Origin of the sequence: Phaeobacter sp. HS011 (assembly GCF_018101215.1) — a bacterium.
Classification (GTDB): domain Bacteria; phylum Pseudomonadota; class Alphaproteobacteria; order Rhodobacterales; family Rhodobacteraceae; genus Phaeobacter; species Phaeobacter inhibens.
The window spans coordinates 45,408-58,709 of record NZ_JAGEUF010000002.1 but is presented as its reverse complement, the minus strand read 5'-3'; the positions used below and the strand labels follow the sequence as shown (position 1 = coordinate 58,709).

The 13,302-nt window shown below is 61.5% G+C and carries 11 protein-coding genes; 9 read left to right on the top strand and 2 right to left on the bottom strand.

Going from position 1 to position 13,302, the window contains the following annotated elements; genetic code table 11:
• Window positions 1-12: 12 nt before the first annotated feature.
• The 9 genes from J4721_RS03770 to mdoH all read left to right on the top strand — a co-directional run bounded on the left by J4721_RS03770 (window position 13) and on the right by mdoH (window position 11,558).
• Window positions 13-348: a helix-turn-helix transcriptional regulator gene (locus J4721_RS03770; protein WP_014879745.1), complete on the top strand. Its 336-nt coding sequence runs from the start codon at window positions 13-15 to the stop codon at window positions 346-348.
• Between the two features lie 88 nt (window positions 349-436).
• Window positions 437-1,507, top strand: a complete 1,071-nt coding sequence (locus J4721_RS03765) for a YeeE/YedE family protein (RefSeq protein ID WP_014879744.1) — start codon at window positions 437-439, stop codon at window positions 1,505-1,507.
• Window positions 1,508-1,610: 103 nt separating this feature from the next.
• A complete protein-coding gene (locus J4721_RS03760; protein WP_211002129.1) occupies window positions 1,611-2,150 on the top strand; it encodes a DUF302 domain-containing protein in 540 nt (179 codons plus the stop codon).
• Window positions 2,151-2,231: 81 nt separating this feature from the next.
• On the top strand, window positions 2,232-3,890 hold the full coding sequence (locus J4721_RS03755; protein WP_014874361.1) for a thiamine pyrophosphate-binding protein: 1,659 nt from the start codon (window positions 2,232-2,234) through the stop codon (window positions 3,888-3,890).
• Window positions 3,877-5,097: a CaiB/BaiF CoA-transferase family protein gene (locus tag J4721_RS03750; protein WP_102874454.1), complete on the top strand. Its 1,221-nt coding sequence runs from the start codon at window positions 3,877-3,879 to the stop codon at window positions 5,095-5,097. Before J4721_RS03755 ends, J4721_RS03750 begins: the two co-directional genes overlap by 14 nt.
• Before the next feature lie 374 nt (window positions 5,098-5,471).
• A complete protein-coding gene (locus J4721_RS03745) occupies window positions 5,472-6,836 on the top strand; it encodes a tetratricopeptide repeat protein (protein ID WP_102858356.1) in 1,365 nt (454 codons plus the stop codon).
• Between the two features lie 23 nt (window positions 6,837-6,859).
• On the top strand, window positions 6,860-8,131 hold the full coding sequence (locus J4721_RS03740; protein ID WP_102848960.1) for an OpgC family protein: 1,272 nt from the start codon (window positions 6,860-6,862) through the stop codon (window positions 8,129-8,131).
• The gene (locus tag J4721_RS03735; RefSeq protein ID WP_211002128.1) at window positions 8,128-9,651 is read left to right on the top strand and encodes a glucan biosynthesis protein; all 1,524 of its coding nucleotides are present in this window, start codon (window positions 8,128-8,130) and stop codon (window positions 9,649-9,651) included. Before J4721_RS03740 ends, J4721_RS03735 begins: the two co-directional genes overlap by 4 nt.
• Window positions 9,648-11,558: a glucans biosynthesis glucosyltransferase MdoH gene (gene mdoH, locus J4721_RS03730; protein ID WP_211002127.1), complete on the top strand. Its 1,911-nt coding sequence runs from the start codon at window positions 9,648-9,650 to the stop codon at window positions 11,556-11,558. The genes J4721_RS03735 and mdoH overlap by 4 nt, the downstream gene beginning before the upstream one ends.
• A 106-nt stretch (window positions 11,559-11,664) precedes the next feature.
• On the opposite strand, the gene J4721_RS03725 is transcribed toward mdoH, so the two are convergent.
• Window positions 11,665-12,525, bottom strand: a complete 861-nt coding sequence (locus J4721_RS03725) for a PHB depolymerase family esterase (protein WP_102874457.1) — start codon at window positions 12,523-12,525, stop codon at window positions 11,665-11,667.
• Window positions 12,525-13,088, bottom strand: a complete 564-nt coding sequence (locus tag J4721_RS03720) for a rhodanese-like domain-containing protein (RefSeq protein WP_211002126.1) — start codon at window positions 13,086-13,088, stop codon at window positions 12,525-12,527. Before J4721_RS03720 ends, J4721_RS03725 begins: the two co-directional genes overlap by 1 nt.
• Window positions 13,089-13,302 lie beyond the last annotated feature (214 nt).

Genomic DNA, 13,302 nt, shown 5'->3' with positions numbered 1-13,302 from the left:
GAGAACACCGATATGGCCCTGCCACAGTTTTCCGCCGATATGGATCCCGAAGATCTCGACACGATGGTGGACAATGCCACCCGTGCTTCGAATTTTCTGAAGGCCATCAGCCATGAGGGGCGCCTGATGATCCTGTGCCATTTGGTATCTGGTGAGAAATCGGTCACCGAATTGGAAGAACTGCTGTCCGCACGGCAGGCCGCTGTTTCACAGCAGCTGTCACGCCTGCGCCTCGAAGGCTTGGTCATTCCTCGCCGTGAGGGCAAGGCCATCTACTACCGGCTGGCCGATGACCGCCCGCGCCGCATTCTCGAAGTGGTCTATGAGCTGTTCTGCAAAGACGGCTGACCGCAGCGACCGGCCATTCCGGTTTCGTTTGCGGAGCCGTCATGTCCGGCCATCCCCGCAGACCTGAAACCGGCGGAGCCCGCCTCTGATGCCCGAAGCCCTGTCCGACCTCTTCAGCGACACGCATCTGACCGCCCTTCTGGGGCTGTTTGGTGGCGTGCTTCTGGGGCTGACTGCGCGGCTGGGTCGTTTCTGCACGCTGGGCGCGATTGAGGATCTACTCTATGGCGGCTCATCCCTGCGTATGCGGATGTGGGGCATGGCGATCGGCATGGCGATCCTTGGCAGCTTCGGGCTGATTGCTCTGGGCTGGTTTGATCCGGTGCAGTCGCAATACCTCGCCATCCGCTGGATGCCGCTGGCCTCAATTACGGGCGGGCTGCTCTTTGGCTATGGGATGGCGCTCAGCGGAATGTGTGGATATGGCGCCATTGCACGGCTCGGCGGCGGTGATCTGCGCAGCTTTGTCATTGTTCTGGTGATGGGGGTGTCCACCTTTGTTGCGTTGTCAGGCCCCCTCGCCCCCTTTCGCAACCTGATCTTCTTTCAGGATCCCATCACGGACGACCTGCCTGCGGGAATTGCTCATCATCTGGCTGACCAGCTCGGGCTGGCTATCACGCCCATTGGCTTTGCCATTGGTGGGGCAATCCTGCTGTTTTCCATCTTGGGCCGGGAGGTGCGCGAGGCCCCTGCTGCCGTTGGCTGGGCGGCGCTGGTGGCGATTGCCATCGTCAGCGGCTGGGCGGGCAGCAGCTATATCGCGCGCACCGGTTTTGACGCGGTGCCAGTGGTCTCGCATTCGTTTTCCGCACCTCTGGGCGAAACCATCATGTGGACCATGACCGGCAGCCTGCGCCCGATCAGCTTTGCTGTCGGCTCGGTCAGCGGCGTCTGGCTCGGGGCCTTTATCGGTTCGCTGATCAAAGGCCATTTCCGCTGGGAGGCCTGCGATGACCCCCGGGAGTTGCGCCGCCAGATCATCGGTGCCGCAATAATGGGGACAGGCGCCGTGCTGGCCATGGGCTGCACTATTGGCCAGGGGCTGAGCGCATTTTCACTGCTGTCACTGTCGGCGCCGGTGACCTTCCTTTCGATCTTTGCCGGGGCTGCGTTGGGGCTGCGCCAGCTGATCACCGGGTTTCGCCGCGCGGCCTGAACCGCCGCCAAGCTTCGGATCAGATCGCGAACCCACGACAATGTGACCACGAGGACGCCTCCCAGACACCATAGTCTGCCTGCAATCAAAGGAGCACACGGCAATGGTTCAACATCTGCAAATCCATCTGACCCAGCATCACAAGATACCCCTGCCAAGCTTCGCTGCCCTCTTGATACTGATAGGCTTCGCACTGCTTCAGGCGGCTGCCGTCGCAGCAGGCCCGCTGAACAGCCGACCCGGCTGGGCTGTGCATTCGACCACCAAGCCTTATGCGCAGCTGATCCGCGACGTGATCACAGCCACCAAGGCGCAGGGCCTGGTGGTCGTCACCCAAGCAGGTCCGACCAAGGCCGCTGCCGCACGCGGCATCACCATTCCCGGCAATCGGGTGATCGGTGTGTTCAATAATGACTACGCTGTTCGGGTTCTTCGCCGCTCTACCGCCGCGATGATCGAGGCACCGATCCGTCTTTATGTGACTGAAGATGAAAACGGTGACGCCACCCTGTCTTATAAAACCGCGCAGCATGTCTTTGCTCCCTATTTGGCAGACGGCGGACAAGAGCTCGCAGATATCGCGATAGAGCTGGACCAACATCTTGATGCTATTGCGCAAAACGCTGTGCGATCGGCACCTTGACGCTCACACCCCCGTGAGGAGGCTTGCAACCTTGTCCGGTTCCGGCAATTTGGCGGGACAGGTTCACGAAGGGCAGATTTCATGACTGAGACCAATTCCGCAGCTGCTGCGGACCCACTGCGTGCCGCGGATGTACTGGCACAGCGGCTATATGCGGCGGGATGTCGACACGCCTTTGGCATGCCGGGCGGTGAGGTTCTTACCCTTGTTGATGCGCTGACCAAGGCGGGCATCACCTTTCACCTTGCCAAGCATGAAAACAGCGCCGGCTTCATGGGCGAAGGTGTGTATCACAGCGATGGCGCGCCGGTCATTCTGGTGGCAACACTGGGCCCCGGCGCGCTGAACGGGGTGAATGTGGTGGCCAATGCCCATCAGGACCGCGTCCCGATGCTGGTGCTGACGGGCTGCGTCGATGCGGCTGAAGCTGCGACCTATACCCATCAGGTGCTGGATCATCAGGCGGTATTCGCCCCGATCACCAAAGCCACCTATCGCCTTAATGCCGAGGCTGCCGGTGTGATTGCTGACAAGGCTCTGCGGATCGCAACCCAGCCACGCAATGGCCCTGTGCATATCGACGTGCCGATTTCTGTCGCCGATGCCCCTGCCGGCCCTCACCGTCCGTACCTCGCGCCTGCCAGAGCCACGCAGCCCCAGCCCGCAGACCTCGCGCAGGCGCGCGCGTGGCTGGCAGAGGCAGACCGCCCCGTTGCGGTGATCGGTCTCGATGCGGTTGCCGAAGATGCCGGGGCAAGCCTGCGCGCCTTTCTTGAACATTACCAGATCCCTTTTGTGACCAGCTACAAGGCCAAAGGCATCCTGCCAGAGGATCACCCACTCTGCCTGGGCGGTGCCGGGCTGTCGCCTCTTGCGGATCGCCACCTGCTGCCGCTGCTGCGCGAAGCCGATCTGATCCTGGCGCTGGGGTATGACCCGATTGAAATGCGCCCCGGATGGCGCAATGCGTGGGATTGCAGCCGCCAGCGGGTGATCGACATCTGCGCAGAAGACAACACACATTACATGCACGCCGCCAGCCTGACTGTTGTGGCAGGCCTCGCTCCCAGCCTGCGCGCACTGACCGTCGGCGCGCAGCTTGCTGATGATGCGCCCCAAGGAAACGCGCACTGGCCTGACGGACAGCCGGAAGCGGCCCGCGACGCCCTAGCTGCGGCATTTGCAGCAGATGCCGACTGGGGTCCCGCCGCGATCATCGCAGAATGTCAGGCCACCCTGCCCGCTGACACGCTCGCCACGGCTGACAGCGGCGCACATCGGATTTTGCTTTCGCAGATGTGGCACTGCTATGAACCTCGCGCGCTGATCCAATCCTCGGGCCTTTGTACCATGGGCTGCGCGGTGCCGATGGCCATTGGCCGCAAGCTGGCCGAGCCTCAGCGCACGGTCGTCAGCTTCTCCGGCGATGCCGGTTTCCTCATGGTCGCGGGGGAGTTGTCAACTGCGGCGGAACTGGGTGTGGCGCCGATTTTCGTGGTGTTTGTTGATGCAAGTCTGGCGCTGATAGACCTGAAACAGCGCCAGCGCCGGCTGGACAACGCCGGTGTTGATTTTGGCCTGCATGATTTTGCCGCTATGGGCCGTGCCTTTGGTGGTAACGGTGTGCGCGTTCGTGACCGCGCCAGCCTTCGTGCCGCCCTGAGTGAGGCACAGCAGGCCGAACGTTTCACCGTTATTGCCGCAGAATTTGACCGGGAGGCCTATGATGGGCTCATCTGATTCGGCCGCAGACGGGAAACTGCCCCACGGCCCCCTCACAGGCATCAAGGTGCTGGACCTCTCCCGCATTCTGGCCGGGCCAACCTGCACCCAGATGCTGGGGGATCTGGGTGCCAGCGTGCTGAAGGTGGAAAATCCGCAGAGCGGCGGCGATGACACGCGCCAATGGGGACCGCCCTATGTGATCGATGCCGAGGGTCAGCACTCCGATCTCTCGGCCTATTTCATGGCCGCAAACCGCAACAAGCGCTCCGTCGAAGTGGATATCTCCACCGTCGAGGGACAGCAGGTGATCCGCCGCCTCGCCGCCGATGCCGATATCCTGCTGGAGAACTTCAAACCCGGCGGGCTCGCCAAATACGGGCTCGACTACGACAGCCTGCATGCTGAGTTTCCACATCTCGTCTATGGGTCAATTTCAGGTTACGGGCAGACGGGCCCCAACGCGCAGAAGCCCGGCTATGATCTGATGGCGCAGGGCTACGGCGGAATCATGTCGCTGACCGGTGAACCGGACGGGCGGCCGATGAAGGTGGGTGTCGGCATTGCCGATGTCATGTGCGGCATGTATGCCTGCGTCGGCATATTGGCTGCCCTGCGCTACAAGGAACAAACCGGTGAGGGCCAGCAGGTTGATATCGCGCTTGTTGATGCGCAGATCGCCTGGCTGATCAACGAAGGTGTCGCGACGCTCAATACAGGGACAGCCCCGAAACGACGCGGCAATGAACATCCGAGCATCGTGCCGTATGGGCTCTATGAAACCTCCGATGGTCATGTAATTCTGGCGGTGGGCAATGACGCGCAATTTGGCCGGTTCCTGTCCTTTCTCGGGCTTGACGGGCTGGCGCGGGATCCGCGTTTTGCCACCAATCCGGCACGCTTGCAGAACCGCGATGCGCTGGCCGATATTCTGGTGCCCGCCCTGCGCCAATACAGCACCGACGCGGTGATCGCCGCGATGGAGGCCCGCAAGGTACCAGCGGGACCGGTGCAAACACTGGATCAGGTTTTTGCCACTGATCAGGTCGCGGCCCGCGAGATGACAATTGAGATGACCTCTGCCGCCGGGCCTGTCAGGCTGCTGGGCAACCCGCTGAAATTCTCGCGCACGCCGGTCACCTATCGTCACGCGCCACCGACCTGCGGGGACAGCACCGACCTTCTTGCAACCGCAGCGGACCCCTTTGCCGAAGAGAGCTGCTGACCCCTGTAGCGGTGGCGCAGCCCCCCTCCACCCTCGATCCGCCCGCGTCGACGTGGGCGGATTCGCAGTGACCGCGGCTCCTATCCCCTTAAGAAACCGCAGAAAACAGTCCCATTTGCGATCTGCGACCGGCAGGATCTGGCCGAGTGTTACAGAAACTGGCGGTCTTCGGCCAAAGTCGGGCAACACGGGCTTGCCAGACAGGCAAAAATGCGGGAAATCGCTGCCAATCGACAGGGTTGGCTCCCTATTCCCGCGAGATTGCACACGCCACTTCACCAAACCGCGAGCGGGCATCGCGAGACGCGATAGCGTGCTTTAGGCTCGACGACAAAGCGCCTCTGCTTTCGTTTTTGACACGGATCGGACAAACGATGATGCAAGATATTTTTGGCCAGGACACCAGCCTGACAGATGCCGCAGCTCTTGAGAACTGGAACGCCGTACAGATGGGGGTTCTGTCGCATGCAGCTGCAGCGCCAACGCATCTCGGCGCCCTGCTGGAAGCCGCTCCTGAGTTTGCACTGGCACAGGCCGCCAAGGGCATGTTCGTACTGCTGCTGGGCCGGGCGGAGCTGATGCAGGCCGCGCACGACGCCTATGCCGCTGCCAAAGCCGCTGAAGATGGCGCCCTCCCGCGTGAACGTCACTACATTTCCGCGCTCGGCGCCTGGCTGGACGGGCGCCCCTCCGCTGCGATTGCCGAGATGGAGACGGTGCTGCGCAACCATCCGGAAGATGCGCTGGCGATGAAATTAAGCCATGCGATCCGCTTTATTCTGGGCGACAGCGCGGGCATGCGTCGGTCTATTGAGCGGGTGTTGCCCGCCTATGCACCCGACCATGCCGGGCGGGGATACCTATTGGGGTGTCATGCCTTCTCACTTGAGGAAACCGGGGCCTATGATCTGGCGGACGCCACCGGGCGGCAGGCGCTCTGGATGGCGCCGGATGATGCCTGGGGGCTGCATGCCGTGGCCCATGTGCATGACATGACAGGCAATTCGCGCGCGGGGTTGGACTGGCTCACCGGTCGCGAGGAGGCCTGGGCGCATTGCAACAATTTCCGCTACCATGTCTGGTGGCACAAAGCACTCATGCACTTGGATCAGGGGCAGAGCGAACAGGTTCTGGCGCTTTATGATCATGAGATCCGCAAGGACAAAACCGACGACTACCGCGACATCTCCAATGCCACCTCACTGCTGATGCGTCTGGAGTTGGAGGGCGTTGCAATCGGTGACCGCTGGGAAGAACTGGCTGAGCTTTGCGCCAACCGGACCGAAGATGGATGTCTGATTTTTGCCGACCTGCATTATCTATTGGCGCTGGTTGGTGATGACCGCAAACTTGAGGCCGGCCAGCTGGTGCAACGTATTCATGCCGACGCCCGCCGCGGCGCAAGTGAAAGCGATGCCCGTATGGCGACGCCCGGATGTGGCCTGGCACTGGGGCTGGAGGCGTTTGGCGAAGGCAACTACAGCGAGGCCTTCGGTTATCTGGCGACGGGTCGCAGTTCGCTGCAACTGGCCGGTGGCAGTCATGCCCAGCGGGATGTCTTTGAACGCGTAACCATTGATGCAGGCCTCCGGGCGGGGCGTCTGGATGCGGTGGAGGCCATCCTCAATGAACGGCGGGCCCAGCGAGGCGGCGCCGAAGACAGCTATGCCCAGGCGCGCCGCGCACTGATTACTGCCGGACGTGGTGCGCCAGGCGCACAAAGCGTCCCGGCAGAGTAACCGAAGTAAGGACACAACAGCCTATGGCGACCATCTCGCCCTTTCCCGGTGCCAAGGGCACCGAGACCACACCAGTGGCCAATCGCCCGGTTGCCCCGCAATCGGATGTGCAGCCGCGTGCACCCCGTGATCCACGTCTGGATTTCTACCGGGGCATTGCCATGTTCATCATCCTCTGCGCCCATATCCCCGGCAACCGCTGGACCGGATGGATCCCGGCGCGGTTTGGCTTTTCCGACGCAACAGAGATCTTTGTCTTCTGTTCCGGCATGGCGTCGGCCATCGCCTTTGGTGGCACCTTCGGCCGTCAGGGCTGGCTCATGGGCAGTGCGCGGGTTCTGTTTCGTTGCTGGCAGGTGTTCTGGGCCCACATCGGGCTGTTTGTGTTTATCGCGACCACCATGGCTGCACTGGATCTCTATGGCAGCTTCGACAAGAGCTATATCGCCTCACTCAATCTGCGCCCGTTCTTTGAAAACCCGGTGCCGCAGCTGGTCGGGCTGATGACTCTCAGCTATGTGCCAAACTATTTCGATATCTTGCCAATGTATCTGGTGGTGCTGGCGCTAATGCCACTAATGATGGGACTGGAGCGTATCGGGATCTGGGCCGTGGCTTCGGCCTCAGTCGGGATCTGGCTGCTGGCCAACCCCTATATGATCGGTCTTGGGCCGAACGGGCTATCGCTCTCCGCTGAACCCTGGTCCAGCCGCGAATGGTTCTTCAACCCCTTTGGATGGCAGCTTTTGTTCTTCACCGGCTTTGCCTTCATGAAAGGCTGGCTCCCCGCTCCGCCTGTCTCCCGCGTGCTGATGGTCGTGGCCGCGGCTTACCTTGTCCTGCTGGCCCCGTTTGGGTCATGGAAGGTCTTTCTCTGGGTTGAGGCCTGGAGCCCGGATCTTGCCGACCTCATCCGTCCCACCTGGAAACAGACAGCGGAATGGCGGGAGAAAACCGACTTTGGCCTGCTGCGCTTTGGGCATTTCCTGTCACTGGCCTATCTCGGCTGGGTGATCGCAGGTGAAGGTGGTCGGCGCCTGATTGCATCCGGCCAGTCAACAGTGGCCCGGGTCTGGGCTGTGCTCCTGTCGCTGATCACCAAGGTCGGTCAGCAATCGCTTGCGGTCTTTGTCTTTTCGATGGCACTGGCACGGCTGCTTGGCTTTGCCATGGACCTGACGGACCGGTCCATCCTGACAACCGCATTTTTTAACCTCACAGGGTTTGGCCTGATCATTGGCTGCGCCTATATCGCTGCCTGGTTCAAATCGCATCCATGGAAAACCAAGAGATGAGAGCATTTTCGCGACGCACCTTTCTGGCAACGGCCTTGGCCAGCACCGCTCCGTTTGCGCTTGGGGCGCTGACATCGCCTGCATTGGCGACCGGTGGCCCTGCATTCTCGCGCGAGACGGTGGTATCGCTTGCCCGCGAACTGGCCGCCGCCCCCTACGCGCCCCGCGCCAGCGTTCCACAGGACTGGCAGGAGCAGAGCTACGAGGACTACCAGACCCGTTGGTTCCGCAGTCGTGACGCGCTCTGGTCCAAAACCCCGCGCAGCTACAATGTCGATTTCTTCCTGCCGGGCCTCTACTTCCCCCGCCCGGTAGAGATTTTCACCGTCGAAAATGGTCTGGCACAGCCGGTTGCCTTTGATCTGTCGCTGTTTGACAAAACCGATAAGGCGCCTGATCTCAGCGTTGACGACAGCCTTGGCTATTCCGGCTTTCGCTTGCGCACTGATCTGAAAGAACCCGGCAAGAAAACCGAATTCTGCGTGTTCCAGGGGGCGAGCTATTTCCGCGCCATCGGGGCGGCCCATGCCTACGGGCTCTCAGCGCGGGGGCTGGCCGTGAACACGGCCACCGCGAAGGGGGAAGAATTCCCTGAATTCATATCGTTCTGGCTCGAAGCGCCAGTGCCCGGACAGAAGAATATGGTGGTCCATGCGCTTATGGATTCACCTTCGGTGACCGGCGCCTACCGGTTCGATATCCTGCCCGGCCAGAACACCGTGATGGACGTCGAGGCGCGGCTTTTTGCGCGCGAAGAGCTGGACAATATCGGGCTTGGTCCGCTCACGTCGATGTTCCTCTTTGATCAGACCAACCGCAACCGTTTCGATGATTTCCGCCCCGCAGTCCATGACAGCGACGGGTTGCTGGTGATCAACGGCAATGGGGAAACCCTGTGGCGACCGCTGGCCAACCCGAAGACGCTGCAACTGTCCTCCTTTGTCGATGAAAATCCGCATGGCTTTGGCCTCATGCAACGGCCGAGGCTGCTGTCGGACTACGAGGATCTGGAGGCCCATTATCACCAGCGCCCGGCGCTCTGGGTGGAACCGAAGGGCGATTGGGGCAAGGGCGCGGTCACATTGGTGGAAATTCCGGCAGACAAGGAAATCTACGATAATATCGTGGCCTATTGGCGCCCACGCGAGAGTTACGTGCCCGGTTCCGAAATCAATATCGACTATCGCCTGACCTGGGGCGATGGCCCGGAACTGCCGATCCCACAGGTGATCAATACGGCTGCTGGCGCGCGGATCTTCGGTGATCCCGGTCGCATCATGACCATTGATTTTGCCGCTCACCCGATGTTTGCGGGCGGTGTGGATGATCTTCAGGCGCATATCACCTCCCCCCATGTCACCCCAACCGAAGGCGTATTGCAGGAAAACCCGGAAACCGGTGGTCTGCGGTTGGCGTTTGCCTTTGACCCGGGCGAACGCGATCATGTTGAACTGCGCGCCGAGTTGCGCAAGGACGGTCAGCCCGCATCGGAAGTCTGGCTTTATCGGTGGACCAAATGACCAATTTTTCGCTGACCCCTCCGGAACAGCCACTGGCAATGCCGGAGCAGAATTTCGGCGCCCATTTTCAGGATCAGGCCTGCCCTGCACGTGATGACCGGGCAACCACATCCGCACCGACAGGCGAGGCAACCCAAGGGCAAGTCGCGCTCTGGCGGGTGCTGGCCTTTTCCCCGGCAATGGCGGCAACCGGTTTGCTGACCTGGGGGATGAAGGACTGGTTTGCTGCCGACGGGTTTTCGATGCTGGAAGTCGCGCTTCTGGTGCTGATTTCCTTCAACTTTTTCTGGATATGCTTCTCGGTCTCGACTGTATTGCTTGGCCTCTGGGGGCTTGCGCAACGGCCGCGCGCGTTGGGTCGGGGTCGCCCGCAGCGGATGAAGGTCGCGCTGCTGATGCCGATCTATAACGAGGTTCCATGGTATGTGCTGGGCAATGCCCAGTCGATGCTGGAAGAGCTGCACGCCCGTGGCGGTGTTCATGACTATGCGATGTTCATCCTGTCTGACACCCGCGATGACGCCATTGCAGCGCAGGAACGCGCCAGCGTCGAAGCTCTGCGTGCGATGTTGCCTGTCGGAACCCAGCTCTACTATCGCCGCCGTGCGGACAACGCCGGTCGCAAGGTTGGCAATATCGCCGATTGGGTGCGCCGCTGGGGCGCGGGTTGGGACGCCATGCTGGTGCTGGATGCCGATAGCCTGATGACAGGACGCGCCATCGCCCACCTGGCCGATGCGTTGGCACGCGATCCCGGCGCGGGCCTCATTCAGAGCTACCCCCAGCTGATCGGCGCACAGTCCGTCTTTGGCCGGATGCAGCAATTTGCCAATGGGGTCTACGGCCTGGCACTTGCCGAAGGACTGGCCCGCTGGGCCGGGCACGAGGGCAACTATTGGGGCCATAACGCGATCATCCGCACCCGCGCCTTTGCCGCCTGTGCAGGTCTGCCGCCGCTGCGCTCGGCCTTTGGGGGTGAGAAGCTGATCATGAGCCATGACTTCGTCGAGGCAGGTCTGCTGCGCCGGGCAGGTTGGAGTGTCCAGTTCCTGCCTCGTATCCGCGGCTCCTACGAGGAAACACCGCAAACGCTGATCGATCACGTGCTGCGTGACCGGCGCTGGTGCCAGGGCAACCTGCAACATCTGAACCTCCTGAATGCCAAGGGCTTTCGAGCACTGTCGCGGTTTCACCTGCTACACGGGGCCATCGGCTATCTGATGGCCCCGGTCTGGTTCGCCCTGCTGGTGATCTGGGCGCTGATCGGACGTGGCGAAGAAGCCTCTGTCCTCACCTACTTCAGCGAAACCAATCCGCTGATGCCGTCCTGGCCTGATATGTCGGAGCCGCGCCATGTGCTGGTGATCCTGCTGATCTACGCCATGTTGCTGGCGCCCAAGCTGCTGGCTGTTGCTGCCCTGCCGATGACCGGCAGCCGGTTCTCAGAATATGGCGGCGCAGGCCCCTTTGCCCTGTCGCTGCTGGTGGAGATCCTGCTTGCGATCCTTTATGCGCCGATCCTGATGGTGCAGCAGATGATTGCCGTGCTGCGCACCACCTTTGGCCTGCAAAAAGGTTGGTCGCCCCAAGCGCGGGACGGCGGCAGATACTCTTGGCGCACCCTGATGACGTGCCATGCGCTAGAAACTGTCAGCGGCGTTGCCCTCTGGAGCGGTATTCTGGCGGGTGTGGTCTCTGTCTGGCTGCTGCCTATTGCACTGTCACTGGTACTGGCGGTGCCTCTGTCGGCGCTCTCAGGTGTGCCACTGCAACGCTTTGCCAAGGCTCTTCTGGCAACGCGTGAAGTCCATAAGGAACCGCGGATCACGCGGATCGCCCGCGCCCGGCGCGATCGGCTGCGCTTGACACTTGAGACCGTGCCGCCCCACCGCGCCGCGGCTAAGTAAAAACGTCAAAATTGTATAAAAATGTAAAACCTGAGGGGTTTTAAACAATTCCTCAGGTTTATTTTATTGAAATATCACTGAAAAAGCGGTCGAAAAATCTGTTGCCTCATTGCGACAGCGCGCTGTTCTCGACCCAATCCACCAGCCAATTGGCCCAATCCCGTGGCACCCGATGACCACCAGCAAACAGCACCAATTCGATATCTGCCTCCGGCCCGCAGTCCCAACGGCGCCGTAGCTGATCTCCATCGGACCAACTGCGGCTTGGCGCATGTGTGCTACACCCGTTGGTATCTCGCCATAACTCCAGCCCGGCAAAGACATCGCCCTGCTGGAAGCGCCGGTTTCCGAGGTAGCGCCCCTCCAGCGGCACTACCTCATCCGCCCATCCATGGGTATGCATCAGCCGTATGGGGCCAGCGCAGCTCTCCGGTTGAGGCCGCCAGAAACTGCCGGATACCGTCGCATAAGCCACAAACTGATCAGGTGACGCGCACGCGAGGTAGCTAACCATAAAGGCACCGGCGGAAAACCCTGATAATACAACAGCATCCCGGTCGATATTAAACTGACCTTCAGCATCTGCCAAAATCGCATCGAAGAAGGCAGATTCGTCACGGCCACCGAAATCCGGCAAAAAAGCCCAAGAGCGCGGACCACCGGGATTGCGGGGCAGCGCCGTGGGCGCAATTACCGCGTAGCCGCGACCGGTCAACCCATCGACCATCGCCCGGTTGCGCAGGGCGGCCGCGCCCGAGCCGCCGTAGCCGTGCAGAAACATCACTGCCGGGATTGCCTCATCAAGTTGCGTGTCAGGCAGGACGATATGGTAATCCCCCTCCTTGATCTGGCAGGCATCGGCCTCTGGCCCACATCCAGCCAACGCCACGGGCGCAAGTGAGATCCCAGATAGCGCCATGCCAAAACCGAGGCACCAGCGACTGGCGCGCGCAATTGCAAACCGCATCAGCCCTGCCCCTTCCAGCGGGCGACGGGCAGATTGCTGCGCAGCCAGCCCGGACCAGCGGCAGAGCCCAGCATCCCCTCCGGCACGTCGATCACGTTGGAATAACCGGCCGCATCCAGCGCCAGCGTCACACGGGCCGAGCGCACGCCGCGCGCACAGATCAGCGCCAGCGCCGCACTGCGATTGCCCCCGGTAACCTGATCAAGCGCCGCGAGAAAGTCCTCGCGCCGCATATCAATCTGATGACTGCCAACGGGCACCCCGCTCGCCCGCCATTCGCGCGGAGTACGGATGTCCACCAGGATCAGCTCTTCCGCCTTGGCCTTTGCAAAGGCCTCCTCCACAGTCAGGCGCGGTAGATCATGGTCTGGGGGCTGGCGACGCCACCAAACATATCCACCACCACTCACAACCGCGAGCCCTCCAAGGACCGCCCCGGCGCGCAGGAACCGACGCCGCGAGATCGCCGGATCGCCCGCCCCCGATGCGATTTGTGGATTGCCGTCACCGCCTTCGGACTGAGCGTTGGAATTATCTGACCGTTTTGATTGAGAATGCGACATCTGGCCTCTCCCCCCACTGCAGGCGCCGTCCTACATGATCCAAGACCTAGCAGGTTCCTGCATAGTGTTCAGCATGAGACATCCCGCATGGTGATCAAGTTCTTGTCAACCTGACACCAGACCGCACCAAACCGGTGCGGTGCGCAAAAAACTAACCTGATCGCCGCTTTTGCAGGGTTTGCAGGCGCGGTCGGGGCTGGCACAGTTGCGAAAA